Genomic DNA, 24,319 nt, shown 5'->3' with positions numbered 1-24,319 from the left:
GCCTCCGCGGACTCGACAGCGAGTGGAGGAACTGATGCGCGCAAACGGCTGGAACTTCAGCCGTGCGATCAACGAAATGACGGAAACCGCCATTGCCTGTGGCGCGCTTTCCGAAGTGGGAAGGAAGAAGGCCAAGGTCCTTCAGCTGGTGCCCCCAATGAGGGCCTCGGGCAGGGACTCTTCGGGGTAATCCAGAGGGCCTCTGCCAAATTCAGGACGAAAAAAAGCCGGGGTAGTGACCCGGCTCTCTTAAACATCTGTGTGGGACGAATTATATGCAAACCACCACAAACATCAAGCCCCCGGCCAATGTCGCGACACAATTTGGCAGCGGTGAAAAAGTGTCGCGTGAAAAAATGAGCAGCTTCGACTTGCTCGAATTGGTCAACACATCCCGCACTGAGTTCGGAGAAAGCGAGGTTCGCCGCGCCGACTTCACCGCCCGGTGCCGTGATGAGCTGGAGGGGGAATACTACGAAACTTTCGTAGTAAGGAATCAACGTGGTCCAGCCTCTGAAGGGCTGATGCTGACGAAGGATCAGTGCCTGCTTGTTTCAATGCGTGAGTCGAAAGCCGTCCGCCGTTCCGTAGTCGCGAAGCTCAACAGCTTGGCGCAGCCTCAGCAGCTCTCCACCATCGAAATCCTGCAGATCGCCATGGAGTCTGAAAAGGCCCGCTTGCTACTGACCGCCCAGGTCGAGCAGCAGGCCACCAAGATCCACTCCCTGGAAAACCTTTTCAAGGAAGGCATGACCCACACCCAGTTCTGCAAGGGCCTGAATGGGGTCAATGTGATGCAGGTGGGCAAGTACCTGGAAAGCCGGAATTGGCTCTACAACGAGAGCAAGTCCGGCCTGCGCCACCGTGTTGGCTCGTATGCCCGTGACAAGTACATGACCGAGCACCAGCACGAAGTCACTCCTCACGGCAAAGACGCCTTCATTTCCTACACGCCTGTCCTGCTGAAGAAGGGCGCCGCCCGGCTGTACGACCTGTACCTGGCCGGCGAGCTGCCCATGAAGAAGACCTGGGACGGCCTGTTCACTCACGACAAAGCATTCAAGGGGGCCGCGTGATGGCTCGCATACGCACCGTCAAGCCCGAGTTCTGGTCGAGCGAGCAGGTCATGTCCTGCCGCCCGCTGGCTCGGCTGTTGTTCATTGGTATCTGGAACTTCTGCGACGACGGCGGCAACCACCCGCTGTCGCCGCGGACCATTAAGGCCCTGGTCTTCCCGGGCGACGACATCACCGTCGAGGAGGTCAGTGGCCTGCTGGGCGAGTTGGAAGGCGCCAACCTGACCCTAAGCTACTGGATCGATGGCAAAAACTACCTGCATGTCCGTGGCTGGAAGCACCAGAAAATCGAGAAAAAGAACTTCAAATACCCGGCTCCCCCTTCTGAATTCGACGACCAGTCGGAGAGCGGTCGTCGACAATTCGCCGAGGAGTCGTCGACCGGTCGCCAACCATTCGACCCCGGAAGGGAAGGGAAGGGAATAGGAGAAGATCAACACAACACTCTACGCGAGGAGCAGGAAAATCCCACCGACCCAAAAGCGCCAACCGAGATGACCCTTGACTGGGTGCCCGACGAGAAGCTGCTGAAGGCCTACGCGTTCCGGATGGCTATCCCGGTGACCGTGTTCACCGCTGACGCTACCGCCGCCTTCGTCTGCCACTACTCGGCATCCGGCCGCATCGAGACGCAAGCGTCCTGGGTCAGCCTGCTGGTCAAGTGGGTGAAGCGCGACACGGCCACAGCCACAGCCAACAACGTGCACCCGTTCCCCGGGCGACGGCAGGCCAACGGCCCCGACTTCGACGATCAGACCTGGGCTGACAATCTCGAGGACGCGCTATGAGCAACAAGCCAAAGCCGCCGCGAAGCGCAGCTCAGCTCATGAAGGCCGCAGGCGCTACCGAGGACCTTCCAAGCGCAATGGCTGGCTACAAGCCTCCAGCACTGCCCGTCATGCCCAAGACTCTGCCGCCAGGTACGGTGGACGTCGTCAATGCCCTGTTCAAAGAGCTGCAGGCCATCTTCCCGGCCTGGAAGCAGGCATGGCCGACCGATGCCGCCCTGAGCACCGCCAAGCGCAGCTGGATCAAGGCGTTCATCGTCGCCGAGATCAATACCCTGGAGCAGATCCGCTTCGGCATCGAGCGCTGCCGCTCGCTGGGCACTGACTTCGCCCCGAGCGTCGGCAAGTTCATCACGCTCTGTCAGCCGACGCCGGAGATGCTGGGCATCCCACCGCACGACAAGGCCTTCCGCGAGGCGCTGGTGAACGCCCACCCTAGCCGGTTCGGGAACCGCACATGGTCGCACCCAGCCGTGCGCCACGCTGCGCTGCAATGCGAGATGCACAACTTGGGCGACCTGATCCCCGAGAAGGCCAGCAAGGTCTTTGACCGGGCCTACGACATCACCATCCGCATGTTGATGCAGGGCAAGCCTCTGGAAGACATCGCCGTGGGCATCGGCCATGACAGCCAGAAGACCGAGCTGGAGCGGGCCGAGGAATACGCCAACAACCGCCAAGCACGCCTGCTGGAAGTCCAGGCCATCCCATGCAGCGGTGCGGCGGCACGGGCTCAGTTGATGGCGAAATTCGGAAGGAAGACCAGGGAGCAGCGGACATGACCATCGACAAACAAAAACTCCAGAAGCTGCTGTGGGCCGAAGCCGCGTCCTTCCGTGCCGACTGCGCAGACTGGAAGCGAAACACCGAGGCGCTGCAAGAGTTCCTGGGTGAGAAGACTCTGGAGGAAGTTGCGCTGGAGCTGCTGGCTGACGCCGAGGTGCTTCGCAAGGATCTCGAATCACACAAGCGCATGCTTCTGGCGGCCGTTTGCGACCTTGGCGCGATTGGCGGAGCGCTCAAGTCCGACATGGACGCCGACGGGGACGAGTTGCTCGGCATGGTCGTCGACCTGAAAGCACAGAACACCCGAATGCTGGGGTGGCTCACGGACATTAGCCGCACATCCGGCGACAAGGGTGCCGTCATGGGCGCACGCCAATTGCTCAAGGAGTTCGCCGAATGAATGACTCTCGCGATTTAAAAGCGATTGCCGAGGCGTGCCAGCAGCATCAGCCGCTTCGCTTCATGCGCAGCCACGGCGCGTTGTACATCCGGAACGACAACGGGATCGTCTTTGACGTGCATCAGAACCGGTCATTCCCCGAATTCATGGCGCAGAACAAGGACTATGCGGACCTGGTGCTTGCCGCCAAACCTGCCACGATCCTGGCTCTGATCGCCGAGAACGAGCGCGTCAAAGCCCGACTTTGCATATGCCGCGACTGCGGCGGCCAGGGCGAGGTTTATTCCGGTCACGATTCGTATCAGGGGTACAACCAGCCCCCAGAACCCGACATGGACGTGTGCGGCACCTGCGGTTACGAGGCGCTGGCTGTCGAGCGCGACCAGCTCAAGGCCGAGAACGATGCCCTGCGCAAAGATGCCGATCGCCTGCAGAGCGCTACAGCTTTCGTTCAGAAGCTGTGTGATTCCGCAGGGAAGCAGCCAAGCGTGGCGACGGGTTATCTGCACGACATCCTTTCAGCCCTGGGCAAGGGAGAGCAGTCATGAGCTTTCTGATCATGCACCAATCCCAGCCAACCACTAACACTTGCTTCTCAACCTGCATGGCGATGATCAAGGGCGATCCCGCGGCCTTTGTGATTTCGCAGATTCACGACTGGTACTTTACCGGTCGGGTGAGCACCAGGCAGGCACTGGAGCGCCTGGACATTCCTTTCGAGTCGTTTGATACGGCCGATTTGCCGCAAATGGAGCGCGATGGGGTTTATCTGGTAGCCGTACCATCGTTGAACCACCCGGGTGGCCTGCATCAAATCCTGTGTGAATGCCTTGATGGCATGTACACGGTTCTCGATCCAGCTAAAGGGCTTGCCGGATCAAAGCACTACGTTGCCGCTCTCACGGAAGGCGAGCTGGGCGAAGTCCTGCTCTACGGGTACGTCATCGATGCATTTATCCCGCGCAGCTACTTGCTGGATCGATATGCACGGAGGGTTGCGTAATGGTCGACAAAATATCCGTCAACTGCCAGGCCAAGCTCTCCGAGGCAATCACCCGACTTAGCGCCATGTTCCGCGACAAGAAGTTTGTGGTGGTCTCGCTGCGCCCGGGCAAAGACCGCACTCTCGACCAAAACGCCCTGTGGTTCGCTATGTACAAGCGCATCGCGGAAATGACCCAGATCGGCGACGCGGCCGACGCCCGCCGGTACTGCAAGCTGCACTTCGGCGTCCAGATCCTGCTGAACGAGGACGCCGGGTTTCAGGCTGACTGGTACCAGGTCATGCGGCACCTGTCCTACGAGCGGAAGCTTTCGCTGATGGGTGGCTGCAACCTGTTCGGCCCTGACGGCATGCCGGTGACCAGCCTGTTCAATCGCGCCCAGGGCATTCAGTACACCGACCGCATGGCCGCGTACTTCACCGGTCAGGGCGTGGTGTTCTCCGATCTGCTGAGCGAGGTGGCGGCATGAACCACAACTTCAAGCCGGGCGACCTGGCGATGATCGTTGATAGCCGAGCAAGGGACGCGAACGTAGGGCGAGTGGTGAGCCTCGTTGAAAGCATGGGTTTCCCAGCAGTGTATTTCTGGAAGGGCATCGAATATCGCAATACGACAAGCAGCCAGGTTTGGGTCATAGAGGTCCAGGGCGACCCGCTTGAGACGCGAGGGGGCGGTCATGCCGTACGGGGGCCGATTTGCGAATACAAGCTAATGCCCCTGCGTGGCGAATTCGCCCCTGAGCAGCAGAAAGCCAAGGAGGCCGAGCCATGCGCGTAGCCCTCAAGGAGAAGAAGGCGCCCCGGGCGAAGAAATGCCGAGTCGCCGAGTGCAGGGCCTCATTCGTCCCACAGCGCCTGGGTCAGGCGGTATGCAGCGCTGCCTGCGCCATCCTCGATGCGCCCACCAACCAGGCAAACCAGGAGAAGGCCCGCAAGTCCCTGGCCCAGGTCGAGCGCCGGGAGATCAAGGTCCGCAAGGAGAAGCTGAAGAGCAGGGCGGATCACCTGCGTGAGGCCCAGCAGGCTTTCAATGAATGGATCCGCCTACGTGACGCCGATCTGCCCTGCGTGAGTTGCGACAAGCCTTCGACCTGGTCAGGCCAGTGGCACGCGTCTCACTTCCGCAGCGTGGGCTCATCGCCGGAGCATCGATTCAACCCGGCCAACGTCCACAAGGCTTGCAGCGTCTGCAACAACCACATGAGCGGCAACATCCTCGGCTACAAGCCGGAACTGGAGCGCCGTATCGGAGTTGAAGCGGTAGAGGCCCTTTTAGGTCCCAGTGAGCCGAAGCGCTACACCGCGGAAGAGATCAAGGCCATCAAGGCCGAATACCGGGCCAAGACCCGCGAACTGAAGAGGGCTGCAGCATGATCTACCCAAGCATACTGAACGCAGTTGTCTCGGCCCTCGCGGCTGAGGCCATCGACAACACCAGCAAGCAGGCGTGGCAGAAGCTGTACAACTCTGCCGACGAGGAGGAGAGTGGTGATATGGCAACACTGGTTCGCTCCCGCGGCGCCGACACCATCGACCGCACTCAGGTGGACTGCTGGGTGTCCGCCCGCCTGCATAGCGCCCTGGAGCAGAAGCACTGGAATGCTCTGGTGGCGAAGTACAGCACCCACAAGGGGCGCAAGGTGCAAGCCATCGCGGCGTTACAGGCCCTGATCATCACCCCCGCGCCGAAGTTGTTCCTGTTCAAGGCGACCACCGCCTGGGCTATTCCACAACTGAAGGGCGCGCGGCAGAAGGTTGTCACGTCGGTATCGGTCGAGATCCCGCTGGACGCGCCGGCGTGGCGTCGCGAGTCGATGGTGAGGGCAGCGGTGGCTGCCGGCCAGGCCAAGGCGAAGAAAGACGGGACCCGATCCGCCGACATGATCGTGCTGAAGGACAGCTTCTACGACATGAACACATGGGACAACGACGGGACCCCGGAGTCGACCCGGCGCCGGTGGAGGCAGGATATTGGCAAGGATGCTGACGCCCTGGTGAACCAGGCTCTGGCTCATGCGGAGGAGATATTGGAGGCGGAGGGGTTGTTGATTGGAAGGGCTGCGTGATTGCCTGTTGACATCGGTGAGCGAATGAGCGAAATTATCCCCATCCTGTCATTCCTGCGTGTGTAGGACTGACTAACAAGAACCCGGCCACCGCGCCGGGTTTTTTATTGCCCAAATGCAGGCGAAAGACCGGAAAGACCCTCCTGCCCAATCGATGTTCGAGGATCTACCGATGACCCATATCACCCGCTGCAAAATGACTCTCCGCTCCAAAGGGCCTGTTCAGGGCTCGACGGAATCACTGACCCGTCTGCACTTCGGTGCTGTGTGGTCGGCCAATCCAGCGGAAGAAGACGCGATCTATGGCAAGTACACGCCATACGGTGAATACACCGTGAATGTGGCCGCCGACCGCGCCGAGCATTTCGAAGAAGGGAAGGACTACTACTTCGATATCTCGCCAGCTTTCTGATTCACCTGTAGCCAGGACAGCCCTCGGGACGACCTGGACGCCGATTAGCCGGACAGTACGGCGTACGGAAATAACACCGGCAGCCCGCGCACCCTGACCTCACATGCTTTCCGGGTGGCGCGAGACTTGAGCGGCGAGATCGATGCAAAGGGGCGTCGACGCTGGGATGGTCTTCGGCAGACAGCTCGGAAAGACGAGCGCACCTATTCAGGGCCCCTGCATTGCAGGGGCCCTTTTCGTTTCTGGTTACGCTGCTTCAACCGATAGCGAGAGACGCTTGCCGAGAGCCGCCAAGGCGTTTTCCAACTGATCCATCCTGGACGTGTGCAGGAAGTCGACAAGACGGTCGCCCTGGGCCTGGCGAACATCCAGCAGCCGGCACAGGTCAGCCTTGCGCATACCTCGCTCCATCATGGCGTTCCACAGCGCGATCTTCGCCACGGTCACCGCTGGTAGATGAACGACGTGCTCGCCATTCTGGGGGGCAGACGCTGGCGGAATTGCTCGACGCTCATCCACGTAGATAGAGAGGGCGCTTTCAATCCCGTCCAGGGCCTCACGGATGGCGTGCTCCCGGTCATCCCCATAGCTGTTGAGCTCTGGCAGGTCACGGCAGAACACGGCAACGCCTGGAGCGCTACCGTCCTGCTCAAAGCGGATTGCATAGTCGTACATGGTCACTCCTTGGAGGTGATCGCTCAGCATTCAGATGTGGTGAAGGGGCTCTCAGAGCCCCAGTTGTTTAATGATCGCCTTGCGGGTCGGTTCCGGCATTTCCTTGGATCCGTGGTCCGCGAAGGTTGTCTTGTTGCCGTTTGGGGCGGTGACTTTGAAGTGGCTTCCTTTGCCTGCTTCGAAGGTCACCCCTTGGGCCTTCAACCATCGTCTGAACTCGCTGAACTTCATCACCTCGCCTCGTTGTTAGGGTGAGTTCATTCTACAACACTTTTGTGTTAATACAACACTTTTGTGGTGTTGAGGCAGAGATTTCGGTGTATCGCTTTGCCGAGTTTTATCGCCACCAGAATGCAAAAAGCCCCGACAGATTCGGGGCTTTTTATTTTGGCGCGAAGAAAAGAGAGGGCGACTCCAGAGGGTGCGGTAACACCCAAGGGAGACGCCAGATCGCAGATGTACCCTGCAAGCCAGCCAAGGCCCTCACTGCTCGCGCGAGCGGGGCGGAGCCTAGCAGAAACGACAAGGCTTTGCAGATGCTTAAAGATTGCAGATGTGGAAAGTGCAACAGACTACTGGCCCGTGTGGGCGAGTACACCCAGCTCCAGATCAAATGCTCCCGATGCGGGACGTTGAATCATGTGAAGGCCGCGAGCCTCGAGCGATCGCCTTTGAGCGACATGAATGCGGAATCCTCCGCGAAAAATCATTCGAATTAAAGGTGACAACATGGAACCGGTAACTATTGGTGCAAAGCACTACTCCTACACCGCCTATCAGAGCGCTCAGATCATCAAGCCATCTGATAACGTGGCTGGCGTAATTATTCGGACTGGCGTTTTCTCTGGCCCGGCAGGTTCATTCATCTCAACTGGCACTGCTGCAGCTACGGGCAGTACCGACTCTACCAAGCCGATGTTGATGTATCTGCCGACAGCTAACGTATTGCAGCAACTCCAGTACCCAATCTACCTGCCACCAGGGTATGGCTTGTGGGCCAACAGCAGCTCTTACCTCGTTACTTATATCACCTACGACCTGCTCGCATAACGGAAGGGGTCGCTTCTGCGGCCCTGTTCCTTCCAATTCAGGGCCTCGAAATGATCGAGGTCTTTTCGTTTTCGGCTCCCCACACCCATAGCTCCGAGCTGGGAGTGCAGCGGAGCCGGATTTATCAATCTCCCCAAGGGGGAGGCAACCCGGATGCCAAACATGCCTGACAAGCCAGACACATGGGCCAAGATCTGGCTGGCGTTGAGCAATCCGCTAATGGCGGGCGTCATCATGGCCATAACCGTATCTCTGCTCCGCGTCCTGTACGACGGGAAAGAAACCAGCAAGCGTCGGATCGTGTTCGAGTCGCTTATCTGCGGATCTCTCAGCCTGGTCGCTTCGAGCGTGATCGAGTGGATGGAGTGGCCGCCGAGCCTGTCGATTGCTGCTGGAGGGACTATTGGGTTCCTCGGCGTGACAGCCATACGCGAGCTGGTGACCCGATTCCTGGGTCGCAAGGCGGATGCCGCATGAAGGCCTTCGCTGCTGCAATCATCATCGCCCTGGTGGGGCTGCTCCTGCTGGGCATTCAGCAATCGCGCGTCGTCGCCCTTCGTGGAGAGGTGGCATTCGAAGCCGGCGAGAAGAAGAAGGCGGTCGACGCCAACCTCGAAAGCCAGGCCACGATCACCACGCTACGGGCAGAAGCCCAGCGAAACGCCGAGTACCTGAAAGACCTGAACCGGCGGATCAAAGCCAGCGAAGACAAAGCCAAAAAGGCGAGGAAAGACTTTGAAGACCTCAAACGCAACAGCAAGCCTGTTCGTGATTGGGCTGCTCAGCCTCTGCCTGACGGCCTGCGCGGGAAAGCCAGTAGTGGTAACAAAGACCCAGGCCGTAAGACTGGAAGCCCCTGAGCTGATCCCCTGTGAGCGAGTGGGCCAAGACGACGCCGACCTTCGCCTCAATGGTGATGTGTGGGAGTTGAAGGACCAGGCCATCAAGCTGCTCGACACCTGCGCAGATCAGGTGGACGCGCAGATCAAGCGCAGTCAGAGCAAGTAACGCGCGACACGTTTCGCGAATCAGCAAATTGTGTCGCGACGCAGGGGCAGGACATGACCGCAAAACTTATTGACTTCAAGCGCGAGGGATGGCGCGACGCCGCAAAGACGCTGCGCAAGATCGCAGAAGACCTTGATGCTGGCGTTCATCCGGAGTGCACCGTAGGCGCGCTGACCATCATCGGCCCGAAAGGCCAGGTGACTGTGTTCGGCCTTGGCCCAAAGTGCGACGACCTGCAATGCCTGGGTGCCATGCGCCTGGGTGAGCAGAAGCTGATTGATGTTCTGTTGGATAACGGAGAAGGGTAGGTGTGCCGCAGGGCGAGTGCGGCACGGATGGATCACTTGGCCTTGAGGGCTTCTTGAATCTGATCGGCATACTTGGATAGTTGCCCGAACTCATAGTCGAGGCTGACTGCTGGGTGACCGCTCGCTACGTACCCCGCGATAACCTCAAGGGCTGCAGCTACGGCGTATCTACGGTAATGATTGTCATTGGTATCGTTGTTGCCAGCGTTAACGATGTTTTTGCCTATCTCTGCCATTTGTAAATCCTCGGTAGATTGATCCCCACCAATACCGGCAACCCGCCACTATTTCAAGCACTAGAGAATACCAATGACAGCCAAGCAACCCGACTGGGAGGCGATCGAACGAGCCTACCGGGCCGGGGCGCTTTCCATCAGAACCATTGCCGAGCGCCAAGGTGTAAGCGACACCGCAATCAGGAAGAAGGCTAAAGCCCTTGGATGGGCGAGAGATCTTTCTGACCAGGTGCGGAAAGAGGTTCGCAGCAAGCTGGTTCGCGGAGAGGTTCGCAACGATCAAGGCGCGAACTGCGAACTGGATGCCGAGATCATCGAAGAGGCGGCGGAAGAAGGGGCGAGGGTGGTTCGCAGCCATCGGCGAGACATCCGCAAAGCCACGAACCTTGCGAACCTGCTGATGGACGATCTTTTGTCCACCATCCAGCGCCGAGTAGAGATCGAAGAAGACATCGAGGCGGAAACCTCCGAAGACAGTAACGGGATGCGCCGGGCTTCGATGCTCGCCGCTGTGGCGCTGCCCAGCAACTCCAAAACACTGTTCCAGCTTTCCTCTGCGATGAAGAACCTGCAGGTCCTGGAGCGTCAGGCATACAGCCTGGATGAGAAGGAGAAGACGGACGAAGCCGACGAACTATCGAAGATGATGGACGAACTATCGAAGGACGCCTGACATGAAGCCCGAGCACATGAAGCTGCTACGGGATAAGCGTTGGCGGTTGAACAATCTCTATTTCATCACCGACAAGCAGGGCAAGAAAGTCCGCTTCCGGATGACGGACGAGCAGATTGAATACTTCGATGGGATGCACACCCGCAACATCATCCTGAAGGCGCGGCAGCTCGGCTTCACCACTGAGTGCTGCATCATTCAGCTGGACGCCGCTCTGTTTGAGTCGGCCAAGTGCGCGTTGATCGCCCACACCCTGAACGACGCCAAGCGCCTGTTTCGGGAGAAGGTGAAGTATGCCTACGACAACCTGCCGAAAGAGATCCGCGCTGCCAACCCGGCGAGCAACGATGCCGCCGGCGAGCTTGTGTTCAGCAAGGGCGGCTCGCTCTATGTGTCTACTTCCTTCCGTGGCGGCACCCTGCGCTACCTGCACGTCTCCGAGTTCGGGAAGATCTGCGCCAAGTTCCCGCACAAGGCGCGCGAGATCGTCACTGGCGCCTTCGAGGCTGTAGCCACCGATTGCTTCGTCACGATTGAATCCACGGCAGAGGGCCGGGCCGGCTACTTCTTCGACTACTCGCAGAGCGCCGAGAAACAGCAGTTGTCCGGTACGCCGCTTGGCAAGTTGGACTGGAAGTTTTTCTTCTTCAGTTGGTGGAAGAACAAGGCCTACTGGCTGGACCCTGCTGCAGCGGCCATCCCCCAGCGGCTGACTGACTACTTCAACGAACTGTTCGCCAAGCACGGCATCGACACCAACCCGGGCCAGCGCGCCTGGTACGCCGCCAAGGAGAAGACCCTCGGCGACGACATGAAGCGGGAATACCCGTCCATCCCTGTCGAGGCCTTCCAGCAGTCGATCGAGGGCGCGTATTACGCCAGGCAGTTCGCCAAGCTCTACGGCTCACAGCGCATCGGCACGCTGCCGGACAACAGCCACCTACCGGTGATGACCTTCTGGGACATCGGCGTCGGCGACTCCACGGCCATCTGGTTCGTGCGTCAGGTCGGCAACGAGTACCACGTCATCGACTTCTACCAGAACAGCGGGGAAGGGCTGCGGCACTACATGAAGGTGCTCAAGGACAAGGGCTACACCTACTCCGAGCACTGGGGGCCGCACGACATCGACAACCGCGAGTTCGGTAGTGATGCCAAGACCCGGCGGGAAATGGCGCGCGAAGGCTACGAGATCGACGGCCAGCACTACCGCATGACGTTCCAGGTCGTGCCGAAGATCGGCGTTGACGACGGCATCGATCAGGTGCGCGAGATCCTCGGCCAATGCGCCTTTGACGAGGCGAAGTGCGAAGAGGGCATCACCGCGCTCGAGAACTACCGCAAAGAATGGGACGACAAGAAGGGCTGCTGGAAAGACAAGCCGCTCCATGACTGGGCGTCTCACCCGTCCGACGCATTCCGGTACTTCGCTGTCGCCAAGACCAAGCGCGTCAGCATGACCCACATCCCTGTCACCTTCACTTTCTGAGGCCAATATGGCGAATTACAGCATTCCCCGGGCAGAGTACGCAAAAGCCCTGGCTGGCTGGCAGTTGGTGAAGCGTTGCGTTGCGGGGGCTCGGGAGGTTCGCCAGCACGACGAATACCTGCCGATGCCTGACCCGGAGAACAAAACGCCGGAGAACCTGGCCCGCTACAAGCAGTACAAGAAGCGGGCGATGTTCCTCAACATCACCGGGCGCACGCGCACCGGCCTGATGGGGGCAGTTTTCCGCAAGACCGCCGAACTGACCCTGCCAACTGCCGTTGATTACCTGAAAGAAAACGCCAGCGGCGACGGGACCAGTCTTGAGCAGCTTTCGAAGGAGTCTGTAGGTGAGTGCCTGGATACTGGGCGCGGCGGCTTCCTGGTCGACTTCCCGACGGCAACGTCCGAAAGTGGCGTCTCCTCGATGGCCGACCTCAGCACCAAGCGCGCCTTGATCCACTTCTACGACGCCCTGTCGATCATCGACTGGGATGAGCAGGTGATCGATGGCGTCAAGCGCCTGGTGTACGTGAACCTCAAGGAGTGCGTGACCGAGTTCAGCCCGGTCGAGTTGTCGCGTGACACCTACAACCAGAACCGCGTGCTGCTGCTGATCGATGGCAAATACGTGCAGCGGGTATACAAGGAAGGTGCCGCCGGTTACGCCGAAACCGAGCCAAAGGACAAGTCCGGGCAGCCATTCGACCACATCCCCTTCAGCTTCTTCGGCTCCCAGAACAACGACGCCAGCATCGACAAGTCGCCACTGGAAGACCTGGCAGACGTGAACATCCTTCACTATGGCAACAGCGCCACGGTGGAGGAGAGCGGATTCATCAGCTCGCAGCCGACCCTGTTCATCACCACCAGCATCAACGCTGACGAGTTCGTCAAGGCCAACCCGAACGGAATGCAGATTGGCTCTCGCCGCGGGCACATGCTCGGCACCACCGGGACAGCAGTGCTGTTGCAGGCCGACGAAAGCCAACTGGCCCGCACGCTGATGAAGGACAAAGAAGAGCAGATGCTCATGATCGGCGCGAGGATCGTCCAGCAGGGCGGTGGCGCTGAGACGGCAGAGGCTGTTCGCATCCGGTACAGCTCCGACAACTCAGTCCTGGGCACTATCGCCGGCAACGTGTCAGAAGCCCTGAAGCGCGCCATCCTGGACGCCGAGCGGTTCATGATCGGCGAGCCGGACGAGAAGGGCACGGTGTTCTGGCTCAATCAGGCGTTCTTCGACGAAACCATGAGTGCCCAGGACATCCTGGCCCAGGTCCAGCTCTGGCAACAGGGCTTTATCGCGAAGTCGGATGTGCGCACCAACTTGCGACAGGGTGGCGTGCTGGAAGCCGACCGGACCGACGACAAGATCGACGAAGAGCTGGCGAGCCAGCCACCTGTAGGCGCAAGCGATGAGCAGTGAAGGCTTTCTGGAGGATGCGGCCACCCGCCACCAAATTTACGTCCAGCGCTATGCCGGCGGAAACCTCAAGCGTGTGGCCGTATTTCTCAGCAGGGCAATCAAAACAGCCAAGCAGCGGGTGTCGGATGGACTGAGCGCCTACGGGACCAAGCGCTACACCTCGCAGATAGAAACGCTCCAGGGCGATCTGCGGGGTATCTACGATGATCTGAAGGGTCGGGCGCAGCTTGATCTGAGCGACTTTGCTTCATACGAGGCCCAGTTCAACGCAACCATGCTGGGAAGGGTGGTTCGGGCCGTCGTGCAGCTTAATGTGCCGTCGGCTGAAATGGTTTCTGCTGCGGCGCTGGCTGATCCGCTGGAATTGGAAGCTCGCAAGGGCATCCAGCGCATCAGCATCAGCGGCGCCCTTGACCAGTTCGGGACCAAGAAGGCGGCAGAGATCATCGGTGAGATCCAGATCGGGTCATCGCTGGGCGAAACCAGCCAACAGATCAGCCGGCGCCTGACCAGCATTCACCAGTTGCAGCAGGATCAGGCCGGGGCCCTAGTGCGCACCATGACCAACCACATCGCCAGCACGGCACGGGTGGAGACGCTGAAGGCGAACGACGACATCCTCAAAGGGATGCGCAGGGTCGCCACGCTTGATTCGAAAACCACGCTGTTCTGCATGAGCATCGACCAGACGATTATCCCGCTGGACGGTCCGAAACCTCCGTACCACTGGGGCTGCCGGACAACGTTGGTGCCAGTGCTGAAGGATGAGTTTGCGAGAGATATCCCAGGCTCAACCCGGCCCTCAATCGGCCCCGATGGTGTTGAACTGGTGTCGAGCAAGACCAGCTATCAGGAGTGGCTTGCCCGACAGCCTGCGTCCTTCCAGCGCGAGGTGCTCGGGCCGAATCGCTATGCCTTGTTCAGCAAGGGCGAGCTGACCCTGGACAAGTTTATCGACGACAACGGCAAGACGCTCACATTGCAGCAGTTGAAGGACCTTGAGCCCCAAGCGTTTGAGCGGGCCGGCATGTAACGAGCAAGCAGATTGAACAGCCCTGCCATTTGGCGGGGTTTTTTTGTGTCCGCAGGCAGGGCCTGCACAAAGTCTCTGGGAGACAGCAATGACCTTGAAATTCCAACTGGACAGCCTCGAAGGCGTCGACGAATCCATCCAGTCCATGTACGTCGAGAAGGACGGCAAGTTCGTCCTGAGCATCGAGGGGCTGCCGCAGCCCGAAGACGTCACCGGCCTGAAATCGAAGGTACAGGAGCTGCTGGACGAGAAGAAAGAGGCTGACAAAAAGCGCAAGGACGCCGAAGAGCAGGCCCGCCTGGAGCGCGAAGAGGCGCTGCGCAAGTCGGGCAATGTTGAAGAGCTCGAAAAGTCCTGGTCCGAGAAATACAACCGCCGCGAAGCTGAGCTGAACGGCCTGCTGGAACAGGAGCGCGGCACCCTGACTACTCAGATCCGGGATCTGACCGTTGGCCGGACCGCCACTGACATCGCAACCACGCTCGCCATCCCGGGCAGCGCCAAGGCATTGCTTCCCCACATCGAGCGCCGGCTGAGCGTCGAGCAGCGCGACGGTAAACCCACCGTTGTGGTGCTGGACCAGGCCGGCAAGCTCTCCGCGACAACGCTGGACGAGCTGAAAGCTGAATTCATGAACGACCCTGCGTTCGGTCCATTGATCGCAGGCAGCAAGGCATCGGGCGGCGGGGCCGGCGGTGCTGGTAAGGGCGGCGGGGCCGCAAAAGGAAACATCGGCGGCACCAAAGAGGAACGACAGGCAGCAATCGCGAGCCGGTTCCCAGACCTCCCTCAGAAATAAGGAAAAACACCCATGTCCCTGTCTCAAATGCAGGTTTTCAACGAATACATCATGCCGGCGACCATCGAGACGCTGGATCAGATGCTGGTGGCGTTCAACGCTGCCAGCCGTGGTGCGATCGTGCTGTCTCCGGACGGCTTCACTGGCGACTTCTTGCAGGAGTCGTTCTTCCAGACCCTGGCCGCCGCCCAGCGCCGCGTTGATCGTTACGCTGCCAACGGCGCCGCGCCGATCACCGACCTGACCGAGCTGAAGAACTCTTCGGTCAAGGTCGCGGGCGGTTTCGGCCCGGTCCGTTACGAGCCGTCCCAGATGACCTGGCTGGAGCGACCAACCACCCAAGGCATCGAAGTCGCCTCGCGCGCCTTCGCCGAGATCCTGCTCAAGGACCAGCTGAACACCGCCATTGCCGCACTCGTTGCCGCGATCACCACTCAGGCGACCGCAGTAAACGACGTTTCGGCCACTGGTGGCATTACCCAGGCCGCACTGAACAACGCTCACGCGAAGTTCGGCGACGCGAGCCAGAACCTGGTCACTCAGGTAATGCAGGGCACCACCTATCACAAGCTGATCGGCCAGGCCCTGACCAACTCGCAGCAGCTGTTCCAGGCGGGCAACGTTCGCGTGGTCGACATCCTCGGCAAGGTTTCGGTGGTCACCGACGCTCCCGCCCTGATGCAGGCCGGCACGCCGAACAAGGAAATCATCCTGTCCCTGGTCCAGGGTGCCGCGCTGGTGCACGACGGTCGCGACATGATCAGCAACGTCTCCACCACCAACGGCAAAGAGCGCATCGAAACCACGCTGCAGGTGGATTACACCTTCGGCTTGGGCCTGCGCGGCTACACCTGGGACACCACCACCGGCGGCAAGTCGCCGACCGATGCCGAACTGGCTACCGGTACCAACTGGGATAAGACTGCGACTTCGATCAAGCACACCGCTGGTGTTGCCCTGATCGGTGACGCCGCTCAGTAATCCCACCCAAGAAAGCGAGCTGGGCTTATGGCCTGGCTCGCTGAGGACATGACATGAGTAATAAAAACACTTGGTATCTGCCGGGCCCGTTTCACCAGTACCAGGAAGACGTGAAGGCGCTGGCTAAAGAGCACGGCCTGCGCATCGTCGACGCGAACGTGACCGAGAGTCGTGAAGATGCGGCTGAGTCCGTTCCTACGGTGACGGTCAATGAGTCGCCTCGGGTGCTTATGGTCAGCGGCGGCAGCTCCAGCGTCGCTATCGATGCATTACGCGCTGAGCTGGATGCAGTAAACCTGCTTGCTGCCGGCCTTGAATCTGGCGTACTGAGCCCTGTTGAAGGCGACGGCCCAGCATTGCGCCTGCATGCTGCCCTGAGTGGCATTCAGGAAAGCACGCAGCGCCTGGCCCAAAGCCGTGATCAGGCAGTCGATAAAGCTGCTCAACTGCAAAAGCAGGTCGACGATCTGCTGGCTCAGGCCGAGAAGGCAGTTCAGGCAGAGGCAGAGGCCAAGGAAGTTACCGACCTCAAGGCCAAGCTTGATGCCGCTGGCGTGAACTACCGCGCCAACGCCTCGAAAGATTCGCTGCAAAAGCAGGTCGACGAGCTCGCCAAGTAACACGGGGGCTTCGGCCCCATTCATTCAAACGGAGGCCAGATGGCTACCTACATCACCGTGGCGGACGTTGACGCCATCCTCGGGGCTTTGTGGGCTCCAGATGACAAGAAGGCCCGGGCGGTGTTGCAGGCGAATGCCTATCTGACGTCGCTCAACTTGGTCGGCATCGACATGGATGCCATTCCAGCCGAGGTGAAGCAAGCTGGAGCCGAGCTGGCAGCTGTCGCTGCTGAGGGAAAACTGTACCAGCAGCACACCGAGGGCTCGCTTGAGGCCAAGACGGTCAAAGCCGGATCGGTGAGCACCAGCAAGACGTTCGCCTCGCTCGATTTCAGCAAGACCACCTCGCTTCCTGATGGCGTCCAGTTCGCCCTGGCCCTGTTGCAGCCGTGGATGAGCAGCATGTTCTCTTTCCGCGTTGACCGGGGGTGATGCATGGGATTGCGCGACGACATCCAGATCGACTTGGCCGAGGCGTTCGATACAGACCTTTCGGACGCGGTGCAGCCCTTCACGGGGGAATATCTCGGCCCAGGCGTCTATGACCCCGTGACTGAGACGACCACTCAGCAACCCGTCACCTACACCGGGCGCGGTGTGCTGGATACCTACGAAAGCCGGCGCATCGATAACGTGAACATCAAGGTCGGCGATGTGCTGCTGATCTGCCTGGCCAACGAAACCACGGACAAGCCTGCGGTCGGGCACAAGATCACTGCCCAGGACCTGCTGACCGGCGAGCAAGCCGTGTATCAGGTAGTTAGCCCAGGTATAGACCCCGCGAAAGCACATTACGAAATCCAGCTGAGGAAGTGAGCCATGGCCAAGGGTAGAGGCTGGAGCGTTCCACCTTCAGCATTCCGGGAGGACGTCGATGAGGCGGTGGCCACCAGAACCCGAGTTATCTCAATGGCGCTTCTCCAGGAAATCGTTCTGAAGTCGCCCGTCGGAAATCCTGATCTCTGGAAGGCTAATACCGAGCGAAAGTCGCGAAACGTTGCCCAGGCTGACGCTTACGACGCGCTCGCCTTATCACTCGGCAACAAGAAACTGACGCAGAAAGAGCGGGACCAGAATTTCTATGTCAACGACCTGGCAGCGGGGAAAGGATACGTTGGCGGGCGCTTTCGGGGGAACAATATCGTCACGATTGGCGACCCAAACTATTCGTTGCTTGATGTCACGGATGCCACCGGGTCGGCAACGATAGCTAAGGGTGCGTCCGTTCTGAACGGTGTCACCGCCTATTCGGTCGTGTATATCCAGAACAACCTGCCCTACGCGGAGCGCTTAGAGGATGGGCACTCAACCCAGGCGCCGGCCGGCATATACGCCGTTGCCTTCCATGGCGTCTCCCAGGCCTACAGCTCATGACCTTCGAACAGATCCGCAGCATCGTTATTACGCGCATGACGCAGTGGGCTGGAATCCCGGCCAGTGCCGTCGATTACCCGAACCCGCCGCAGCCATTCGACCCGGCAGGGAAACCCATCTGGGCGCGCCTCGCTGACGCTCCCGGCCTGTCGTCCACGCCTGAGATAGGACTGGGTCCAAGCGTGCGCCGAACCGGTATCCTGGTGATTCAGCTGTTCGTGCCCACCTACAAGGGCACCCTGGCGATCACCCGGGCCGCCGACACGCTCGTCGAGCACTTCGAGTACTACAGCGACCCGTCTGGCCCGTTCGACTGTTTCGCCGCCTCTGCGCGAGTGGTAGGCGATGACGGCCTGGGCTGGTATCAGGTCAACGTGCAAATCCCCTACCGGGCTTATTGAGCCCAGACCACTCACCGCCACATGGCGGTTTTTTTACGCCTATCGATAGGAGAAACACCCCATGTCCAGTGGTGCCAAGGTCTCGACCGCGTGGAAACGCGAGATCACCCCAGGAATCACCCCGCCCGGCGACTGGAACGTCCTGACCCGGGTCAGCTTCGGCCTGTTGCCAACCTACAACTCTGAAGAGAACAACGAAATCGGCGCCGACCGGATGGCCCAGGGCACAGCTCAGACCACCGTGGACGTGGGCGGCGACGTCGAAACCAAGCTGCGCTTCGGCGCGCTGGACGAGTTCATGGCGTCCTGCTTCGGCAAAGATTGGGCCGGTAACGTTCTGACCATGGGCAACGACCGGATCTCGTTCTCGATCGGCTCGTATGCCAGCGACATCGGCGTGGCTGCCATCGCCCGCGGGGCCCAGGTCGCGACGATGAACTTCGAGGTCCCGAACGACAACGAAATCAACGTCACTACGACCTTCGCGGCTATTGCCTGGGACGACAAGGCCGACAATACGTCCTTCATCGTCAATCCGCAGTCTGAGGCCTTCCAGCGGCGCTATGGCTTCAAGGACGTCACCGGCCTGAAGATCAACGGCGTGCAGCTCGGCGAGGACAACGCCTGCGTCGACAGCTTCAACCTGCAGTTCGACAACAGCGTCCAGACCCAGCGATGCATCGGTAACGGCAACCCGTTCCCCGGCAACATCATCCCGACCACGTTCACGCCGTCCGGCTCGATCACTATGAGCTGGTCAAAGGCCTCCTACCTGTATTGGAAGTCTCAGCAGACTGGCGACGCCTTGAGCTTCGAATTCACGCTGAACAACGGCGACGGCGGCTACACCTTCTTCCTGCCAGAAATGGAAGTCAGCGGCGACTGGCCTGACGGTGGTTCGACCGACATCATCCAAGTCGAGCTGAGCTACACCGGTCGCCGCGTGCCGCCGACCATCACCCGCCTGGCTGCGCCGATCACTATTGCCGCTGTGACTGTTACCCCAGCCACCGCCAGCATCGCAGAAGACGCAACAGTGGACCTGGAAGCCGTCGTCACCCCGGTTGGCGCAAGTCAGCTGGTCAACTGGACTTCTTCGGCCCCGGCAATTGCCAGTGTCAGCGCTACCGGGCTGGTCACGGGCATTTCCGCAGGCACTGCAACCATCACGGCGACCAGCGCAGCAGACGGCACTAAGACCGACACCGCTGAAATCACCGTAACCGTGTAACCCTTTGCCCGGCGCACCCTGCGGTGTGCGTCTGGCCTTTTACCGCAGAGGAATACCATGCTCACCATTGCAAAGAAGCCAGAGCTCGACATTGACGGCACCCGCTGGGTAGAGATAGCCCCGGGGGCGAAGATCCTCGTCGGCTCCACGGCGGCTCCGCTGTACAAGTCGAATTACGCGCTGATCCAGCGGCACCTGAACTCCATCGACGCGCAAACCCGCGTGGGCACCCAGCAGTTCACGGGCGAATCCATTGGCGCTGTTGCGTTCGAGGATGAAAGCGAGCTGCTGATCGAACTTGTGGCGAAGCACCTGATTAAGGACTGGGAAGGGGTGGATGAAGTCGATAAGCCAGGCGTGCCGGCCCCGTACTCGGCCGAGCTGTGCAAACAGCTGATTTATCAGATGCCGGCTGTGTATTTTGCGGCCATCCAAGCCGGTCGCGACATCGCTGTACGCGCCGAAGCACAGGCCCAGGCCACTGCGGGAAAGCCTTAGCTGCCTACCAGTGGGGGCGCGAGTGGGCAGGCAGCTCAAACGAAAAGAAGCGGTGGAGGCACGAAAGGCTAGGGGCTAGCGTTCCGGAGGCGCCTGAGATTGACGGCGTAACCGCCGAGGTCCTGGAGGCTTACGGCTGGATCAGTCGGTCCCGGCAGTATGTCGGGATGGCCGCAGCGCCCGCGCCGATATCGCCTGCCGCCGTTACCGACTACCTGTCACAGCGTCCATCGGCCATATGCCGCGAAGAGTTCGAGGCCGCGATATTCGCCCTGGATGACGACTTCCGCCAGCACTGGGAAGAGCAGCAGGAGAAAGACAAGCCGAAACCGCCGAAGAAACCATAGCCCGCCCAGCGGGTTTTTTTACGCCTGGAGAAAGCTATGGCGCAGGAATCACGTCTCAGCATAACCATTGATTCAAGGGGCGCCGAGCAGAACGCCAACAGGCTGACCGACGCGCTGGATCGGATGGAAAAGAGCGGGGATTCCGCCAGCACTTCCGCCGATGGCGTCACCTCCAGCGCCGCCGAGCAGCGCAAGGAGCTTGCAAAGCTGCTGGGGCAGATCAACCCCGCGGTTGCCGCCTTGGATCGCCTGGACGACATGCAGGAGAAGCTGGCCAAGTTCAAAAAGGCCGGCATCGTCGAGAGCGACACCTTCGTCGAATACCGTCAGCGCATCGACTCTATGCGCCAAGGTCTGACCGAAACCACGACTGCCATGGGCCAGACCGGGATGTCGGCCAAGGCCATGTCCAACAACTTGCGCATGTTGCCGGCTCAGTTCACGGATATCGCCGTCTCACTTCAGGCTGGACAGTCTCCTTTCACTGTCTTCCTGCAACAGGGCGGGCAGATCAAGGACATGTTCGGCGGCATCGGGCCTGCTGCCCGGGCGGTCGGTGGATATGTTGCCGGCCTGATTAACCCATTCACGCTTGCGGCTGCGGCAGCTGGCACGCTGGCAATCGCCTATTACCAGGGCTCAGAGGAATCTGAGCGCTTCAACACTGCGATCATCACCACCGGCAACGCTGCTGGCACCTCCGTCAATCAGCTGGCTAATCTTGCGGACCAGGTTTCTGCGACCGGGACAACCGTCGGCGCTGCTGCTGGCGTACTGACTCAGTTGACGGCGGCAGGAAACCGCCTCACGCCGATGTACGCCCAGATCACCCAGGCCTCTCTTGCCTGGTCAAAGCAAACAGGTCGCGACATCGACGGTGTCGTTCAATCATTCAACGACATCAGCAAGAGTCCGGTTGAGGCAATCAAGAAGCTCGACGCCGAGCTCAATATCCTTACCGCAACCCAATACGCCAACATCATTTCCTTGCAGGAGCAGGGGAAGACGATGGAGGCGGCCAAGCTGGCGGCATCCATCTACGCCGATGAGATCAGCGTCAGAGCCAGCGAGATCGAACGCAACCTGGGCAGCCTTGAGTCTGCATGGCAATCGGTCGCCGGCTTCGCCAAGAAGGCGTGGGACGCCATGCTGGATGTCGGAAGAGATCAATCCCTTCAAGAGCAGATCGCGAACACCGAAAAGCTTCTGGCAGAGCGGAAAGACGGATTTCTGGCCTCGCTGTTCCCTGATGACTTGGGTGCTGGCAGCCAATCGACTCGGTTCCTTGAGGGTAAGCTGAAGCAGCTGCAAAACGCCCTGGCGGCCAACAGCGCCCAGGCGGCAGCGGATGCCAACAACAAAGCCATTCAGGATGCCGGCAAGAAAGCTGTTGACACCATTAATGCCAGCTACAAGGCGGGGCAAACCCAGACCGAGAAGCTGCAAAAGCAGTTGGTCGACTTGGACAAGGCCAGGGCCGCGGCTCAAAAGGCTGGCGCGCTGACTGCGGAAGAGGAAACCAAGCTCGCCGCGTCCCGCAAGAACATCGAGCAGCAGATCGCCGACATCAAAGAGCGGGAGGCGAAAAAGAACAAGCCGAAGGCTGCCACGGGGCAGAATCGAGGCGTGTCCGAAGCCGAAAACACCTTCTCCAAGCTGTACAACCAATTCGACCCAGCCGCCCAGGCCGCCAGGAACCTGACCAAGGAGCAAACACAGCTCCAGCTGGTGCTGGACAAGGGAAAAATCAGCCAGGAGGAGTACAGCAAGGCCCTGGCCCAATCGTCGATCAACTACGCCGCCGCCATCAAGGGTGCGCAGGGGCTGACCCAAGCCGAGCAATACCGCGCCGACCTGGAGAAGCAGCTCGCCACGCAGCGCACCCAATACAACCTTGATGCCGCTTCAGTGGGGATGGGCGACCAACAGGCCGGCCGGCTGCAAGAGCGCGTTCAGCTCGAACAGCAGACGAACCAGAGAATACTGCAGCTGCGCACGGAACTGGCAAACGCCACGACCGAGAAACAGCGCCAGGACCTACAAGCCCAAATCGATCTGACGAACGAGTTTCTTCCTCTTCAGATAGAGGCATTGCAGGCCGGCTGGGCGCAGATGGATCAGGCCATGCTCAACCCGATCAACGGGTGGACGGCGGCGGTGCAGAACTTTGGCGTCCAGGCGCTGGATGTTGCCGGGCAAACGCAATCCATCTTCTCAGGCGCGTTCAACCAGATATCGACCGATATCACCACCGCAATCATGGATGGATCGCTGTCGTTCAGCACCTTGGGCGATATCGGGAAATCGGTTCTGCGCGAAATCCTGTCCGGCTTCATCAGGATGGGCGTGCAGATGGGGATCAACGCCGCGCTGAGCGCCACGCTTGGCACGGCAACTTCGGCTGCCTCTATTGCCATGGCGGGCACCACGGCGGCGGCATGGGCGCCTGCTGCGGCGATGGCTTCCTTGGCGACTCTTGGCGGCAACTCGGTCCCTGCGGCCGCTGCCCTGACCTCCACCACAGCACTGGCTTCCACGCTAGCCGTGATTCCTGGCTTTGCCACGGGCGGCTATTTCGCCGGCGCCGGCACCGCGACTTCGGACAGCAACCTCGCTTGGCTCAGTGACGGCGAATTCATAGTCAACTCTGGCGCGACCAAACGAAATCGGGCGCTACTGGAGGCGATCAACTCCGGTGATCGGGTGTCCGGCGGATCATCCGCCACATCCGGATCTGGCGCCTACGGACCTACGCCGGCGCCAATCGTACAGATTTTCGGCGATCCATCTAGGGCAGGGACGTCAGAGGTCACTCGAGAGGGCGAGCAGGACTTCATCAAGGTCTGGGTGGCAAGCGTCATGGGCGACGGCGCAGCCCATCAAGCAATGCAGGCCAAATACGGACTACAGGGGCAAGGCTCATGATCGATTACCCGGCGGAGCTTCCGCCTCCGCTACAGGACGGCTATGCGCTGGACACCCCTGTCGATCCGATGCTTCGGACCCAGATGCAATCGGGCAGGGCAAGGCAGCGCCTTAACTTCGAGGAGGTTCCTTATCTCATCAACGCGAAGTGGAACTGCGATCGCAACCAGATGGCGTTCTTTCAGGGGTGGTATGCCAGGACACTTGTTCAGGGGGTGGAATGGTTCAAGGCCACTCTGCTCACGCCGATTGGCTTCAAGGAATACGAGTGCCGCTTTACTGGGCACTATTCCGGACCGGTTCTTGTGCAGGTCAGTCGGTGGGAGTTTTCCGCAACGCTTGAACTGAAGGAGCCCCCACTGATCGAGCCAGGCTGGGAGGAGTTCCCGCAGTTTTGGTTCATGATGAACATCATCGATATGGCCATAAACATCGAATGGCCTGAGATGACGTTCGACTTCGCAACACACGCGGCAGCCATGGCCGCTATCAGGACAATGAGGCCAGGTCTGCAAATAACGATTGAGACAGACGAGACGCAAGGCGGTAAGCATGCCGTTTACAGCGTAGTGCGTGCCAACTACCCATCACTCAGCCTCGATTTTATGAGCCAGGCCTACTTGGTCGGGCAGCCAAACGACTACCTTCAATTGGTGAGGGCATATGGACTCTAAATCGTTCGGGGAGTTGGTCACGTTCTCTCGGGCCTCAGTC

The 24,319-nt window shown here is 60.0% G+C and carries 36 protein-coding genes; 33 read left to right on the top strand and 3 right to left on the bottom strand.

Annotation, left to right across the window (positions count from 1 at the left end):
• The first annotated feature begins 275 nt into the window (after window positions 1-275).
• From J3P89_RS19580 to J3P89_RS19530, 11 genes are all read left to right on the top strand, one after another.
• Entirely contained in the window at window positions 276-1,076 is an 801-nt protein-coding gene (locus tag J3P89_RS19580) for a Rha family transcriptional regulator (protein ID WP_434695366.1), read from the top strand.
• A complete protein-coding gene (locus J3P89_RS19575) occupies window positions 1,076-1,864 on the top strand; it encodes a DnaT-like ssDNA-binding domain-containing protein (RefSeq protein ID WP_434695365.1) in 789 nt (262 codons plus the stop codon). The genes J3P89_RS19580 and J3P89_RS19575 overlap by 1 nt, the downstream gene beginning before the upstream one ends.
• Window positions 1,861-2,646 (top strand): replication protein P, encoded by a 786-nt coding sequence (locus J3P89_RS19570; RefSeq protein ID WP_434695364.1) that lies wholly within the window; start codon window positions 1,861-1,863, stop codon window positions 2,644-2,646. Before J3P89_RS19575 ends, J3P89_RS19570 begins: the two co-directional genes overlap by 4 nt.
• Entirely contained in the window at window positions 2,643-3,050 is a 408-nt protein-coding gene (locus J3P89_RS19565) for a hypothetical protein (RefSeq protein ID WP_434695363.1), read from the top strand. Before J3P89_RS19570 ends, J3P89_RS19565 begins: the two co-directional genes overlap by 4 nt.
• On the top strand, window positions 3,047-3,598 hold the full coding sequence (locus tag J3P89_RS19560) for a hypothetical protein (protein ID WP_434695362.1): 552 nt from the start codon (window positions 3,047-3,049) through the stop codon (window positions 3,596-3,598). Before J3P89_RS19565 ends, J3P89_RS19560 begins: the two co-directional genes overlap by 4 nt.
• Window positions 3,595-4,053: a hypothetical protein gene (locus J3P89_RS19555; protein ID WP_434695360.1), complete on the top strand. Its 459-nt coding sequence runs from the start codon at window positions 3,595-3,597 to the stop codon at window positions 4,051-4,053. The genes J3P89_RS19560 and J3P89_RS19555 overlap by 4 nt, the downstream gene beginning before the upstream one ends.
• A complete protein-coding gene (locus J3P89_RS19550; RefSeq protein ID WP_434695359.1) occupies window positions 4,053-4,523 on the top strand; it encodes a hypothetical protein in 471 nt (156 codons plus the stop codon). Before J3P89_RS19555 ends, J3P89_RS19550 begins: the two co-directional genes overlap by 1 nt.
• The gene (locus tag J3P89_RS19545; RefSeq protein ID WP_434695358.1) at window positions 4,520-4,831 is read left to right on the top strand and encodes a hypothetical protein; all 312 of its coding nucleotides are present in this window, start codon (window positions 4,520-4,522) and stop codon (window positions 4,829-4,831) included. The genes J3P89_RS19550 and J3P89_RS19545 overlap by 4 nt, the downstream gene beginning before the upstream one ends.
• On the top strand, window positions 4,822-5,427 hold the full coding sequence (locus J3P89_RS19540) for a recombination protein NinG (protein ID WP_434695356.1): 606 nt from the start codon (window positions 4,822-4,824) through the stop codon (window positions 5,425-5,427). The genes J3P89_RS19545 and J3P89_RS19540 overlap by 10 nt, the downstream gene beginning before the upstream one ends.
• Complete coding sequence (locus J3P89_RS19535) at window positions 5,424-6,119, top strand: hypothetical protein (RefSeq protein ID WP_434695355.1); 696 nt, start codon at window positions 5,424-5,426, stop codon at window positions 6,117-6,119. Before J3P89_RS19540 ends, J3P89_RS19535 begins: the two co-directional genes overlap by 4 nt.
• A 172-nt stretch (window positions 6,120-6,291) precedes the next feature.
• A complete protein-coding gene (locus J3P89_RS19530; protein WP_103486202.1) occupies window positions 6,292-6,531 on the top strand; it encodes a hypothetical protein in 240 nt (79 codons plus the stop codon).
• Between the two features lie 246 nt (window positions 6,532-6,777).
• Here J3P89_RS19530 and J3P89_RS19525 read toward each other — a convergent pair whose 3' ends face one another.
• Together J3P89_RS19525 and J3P89_RS19520 are read right to left on the bottom strand one after the other, a co-directional pair.
• Window positions 6,778-7,206, bottom strand: a complete 429-nt coding sequence (locus J3P89_RS19525; RefSeq protein WP_434695354.1) for a type II toxin-antitoxin system HicB family antitoxin — start codon at window positions 7,204-7,206, stop codon at window positions 6,778-6,780.
• A 51-nt stretch (window positions 7,207-7,257) separates the two neighbouring features.
• Complete coding sequence (locus tag J3P89_RS19520) at window positions 7,258-7,437, bottom strand: type II toxin-antitoxin system HicA family toxin (protein ID WP_072458260.1); 180 nt, start codon at window positions 7,435-7,437, stop codon at window positions 7,258-7,260.
• A gap of 299 nt (window positions 7,438-7,736) precedes the next feature.
• On the opposite strand from J3P89_RS19520, the gene J3P89_RS19515 reads away from it, so the two are divergent.
• The 6 genes from J3P89_RS19515 (at window position 7,737) to J3P89_RS19490 (ending at window position 9,572) form a co-directional block, all read left to right on the top strand.
• Window positions 7,737-7,925 (top strand): Com family DNA-binding transcriptional regulator, encoded by a 189-nt coding sequence (locus tag J3P89_RS19515; RefSeq protein ID WP_434698031.1) that lies wholly within the window; start codon window positions 7,737-7,739, stop codon window positions 7,923-7,925.
• A 10-nt stretch (window positions 7,926-7,935) separates the two neighbouring features.
• Entirely contained in the window at window positions 7,936-8,256 is a 321-nt protein-coding gene (locus tag J3P89_RS19510; RefSeq protein WP_434695353.1) for a hypothetical protein, read from the top strand.
• A gap of 153 nt (window positions 8,257-8,409) precedes the next feature.
• Window positions 8,410-8,733 (top strand): phage holin, lambda family, encoded by a 324-nt coding sequence (locus tag J3P89_RS19505; protein ID WP_434577570.1) that lies wholly within the window; start codon window positions 8,410-8,412, stop codon window positions 8,731-8,733.
• On the top strand, window positions 8,730-9,116 hold the full coding sequence (locus tag J3P89_RS19500) for a hypothetical protein (protein ID WP_434695352.1): 387 nt from the start codon (window positions 8,730-8,732) through the stop codon (window positions 9,114-9,116). Before J3P89_RS19505 ends, J3P89_RS19500 begins: the two co-directional genes overlap by 4 nt.
• Window positions 9,117-9,135: 19 nt before the next feature.
• A complete protein-coding gene (locus tag J3P89_RS19495) occupies window positions 9,136-9,264 on the top strand; it encodes a hypothetical protein (protein WP_434698079.1) in 129 nt (42 codons plus the stop codon).
• 53 nt (window positions 9,265-9,317) lie between these two features.
• Window positions 9,318-9,572, top strand: a complete 255-nt coding sequence (locus tag J3P89_RS19490) for a hypothetical protein (RefSeq protein ID WP_434695351.1) — start codon at window positions 9,318-9,320, stop codon at window positions 9,570-9,572.
• Between the two features lie 32 nt (window positions 9,573-9,604).
• Here J3P89_RS19490 and J3P89_RS19485 read toward each other — a convergent pair whose 3' ends face one another.
• Complete coding sequence (locus tag J3P89_RS19485) at window positions 9,605-9,808, bottom strand: hypothetical protein (protein ID WP_434695350.1); 204 nt, start codon at window positions 9,806-9,808, stop codon at window positions 9,605-9,607.
• A gap of 73 nt (window positions 9,809-9,881) precedes the next feature.
• On the opposite strand from J3P89_RS19485, the gene J3P89_RS19480 reads away from it, so the two are divergent.
• The 16 genes from J3P89_RS19480 (at window position 9,882) to J3P89_RS19405 (ending at window position 24,279) form a co-directional block, all read left to right on the top strand.
• Window positions 9,882-10,481, top strand: a complete 600-nt coding sequence (locus tag J3P89_RS19480) for a hypothetical protein (protein ID WP_434695349.1) — start codon at window positions 9,882-9,884, stop codon at window positions 10,479-10,481.
• Between the two features lies 1 nt (window position 10,482).
• Complete coding sequence (locus J3P89_RS19475) at window positions 10,483-11,970, top strand: terminase (RefSeq protein WP_434695348.1); 1,488 nt, start codon at window positions 10,483-10,485, stop codon at window positions 11,968-11,970.
• A 7-nt stretch (window positions 11,971-11,977) separates the two neighbouring features.
• Window positions 11,978-13,396, top strand: a complete 1,419-nt coding sequence (locus J3P89_RS19470) for a DUF4055 domain-containing protein (protein WP_434695346.1) — start codon at window positions 11,978-11,980, stop codon at window positions 13,394-13,396.
• Window positions 13,386-14,429, top strand: coding sequence for a phage head morphogenesis protein (locus tag J3P89_RS19465; protein ID WP_434695345.1), 1,044 nt, complete (start codon window positions 13,386-13,388; stop codon window positions 14,427-14,429). Before J3P89_RS19470 ends, J3P89_RS19465 begins: the two co-directional genes overlap by 11 nt.
• A gap of 88 nt (window positions 14,430-14,517) precedes the next feature.
• Window positions 14,518-15,228, top strand: coding sequence for a hypothetical protein (locus J3P89_RS19460; RefSeq protein ID WP_434695344.1), 711 nt, complete (start codon window positions 14,518-14,520; stop codon window positions 15,226-15,228).
• A 12-nt stretch (window positions 15,229-15,240) separates the two neighbouring features.
• Window positions 15,241-16,209, top strand: coding sequence for a major capsid protein (locus J3P89_RS19455; RefSeq protein WP_434695343.1), 969 nt, complete (start codon window positions 15,241-15,243; stop codon window positions 16,207-16,209).
• A 53-nt stretch (window positions 16,210-16,262) separates the two neighbouring features.
• Window positions 16,263-16,829, top strand: coding sequence for a hypothetical protein (locus J3P89_RS19450; RefSeq protein WP_434695342.1), 567 nt, complete (start codon window positions 16,263-16,265; stop codon window positions 16,827-16,829).
• A gap of 39 nt (window positions 16,830-16,868) precedes the next feature.
• Entirely contained in the window at window positions 16,869-17,261 is a 393-nt protein-coding gene (locus J3P89_RS19445) for a DnaT-like ssDNA-binding protein (RefSeq protein WP_434695341.1), read from the top strand.
• A gap of 3 nt (window positions 17,262-17,264) precedes the next feature.
• A complete protein-coding gene (locus J3P89_RS19440; protein WP_434695339.1) occupies window positions 17,265-17,645 on the top strand; it encodes a glutamate 5-kinase in 381 nt (126 codons plus the stop codon).
• A gap of 3 nt (window positions 17,646-17,648) precedes the next feature.
• Window positions 17,649-18,203 (top strand): HK97 gp10 family phage protein, encoded by a 555-nt coding sequence (locus tag J3P89_RS19435; RefSeq protein WP_434695337.1) that lies wholly within the window; start codon window positions 17,649-17,651, stop codon window positions 18,201-18,203.
• Window positions 18,200-18,604 (top strand): phage tail terminator-like protein, encoded by a 405-nt coding sequence (locus J3P89_RS19430; RefSeq protein ID WP_434695336.1) that lies wholly within the window; start codon window positions 18,200-18,202, stop codon window positions 18,602-18,604. Before J3P89_RS19435 ends, J3P89_RS19430 begins: the two co-directional genes overlap by 4 nt.
• Window positions 18,605-18,665: 61 nt before the next feature.
• A complete protein-coding gene (locus tag J3P89_RS19425; protein WP_434695333.1) occupies window positions 18,666-19,835 on the top strand; it encodes a phage tail tube protein in 1,170 nt (389 codons plus the stop codon).
• A gap of 57 nt (window positions 19,836-19,892) precedes the next feature.
• Window positions 19,893-20,333: a hypothetical protein gene (locus J3P89_RS19420; protein WP_434695331.1), complete on the top strand. Its 441-nt coding sequence runs from the start codon at window positions 19,893-19,895 to the stop codon at window positions 20,331-20,333.
• A gap of 167 nt (window positions 20,334-20,500) precedes the next feature.
• Window positions 20,501-20,680: a hypothetical protein gene (locus J3P89_RS19415; RefSeq protein WP_434695328.1), complete on the top strand. Its 180-nt coding sequence runs from the start codon at window positions 20,501-20,503 to the stop codon at window positions 20,678-20,680.
• 36 nt (window positions 20,681-20,716) lie between these two features.
• Window positions 20,717-23,605, top strand: coding sequence for a phage tail length tape measure family protein (locus tag J3P89_RS19410; RefSeq protein ID WP_434695326.1), 2,889 nt, complete (start codon window positions 20,717-20,719; stop codon window positions 23,603-23,605).
• Complete coding sequence (locus J3P89_RS19405) at window positions 23,602-24,279, top strand: hypothetical protein (protein WP_434695325.1); 678 nt, start codon at window positions 23,602-23,604, stop codon at window positions 24,277-24,279. Before J3P89_RS19410 ends, J3P89_RS19405 begins: the two co-directional genes overlap by 4 nt.
• The last annotated feature ends 40 nt before the right edge of the window (window positions 24,280-24,319 follow it).

Source organism: Pseudomonas sp. Z1-14, from assembly GCF_051132005.1.
Taxonomy (GTDB): domain Bacteria; phylum Pseudomonadota; class Gammaproteobacteria; order Pseudomonadales; family Pseudomonadaceae; genus Aquipseudomonas.
The sequence above is the reverse complement of the archived record's forward strand: the minus strand, read 5'-3'. Positions and strand labels throughout refer to the sequence as shown.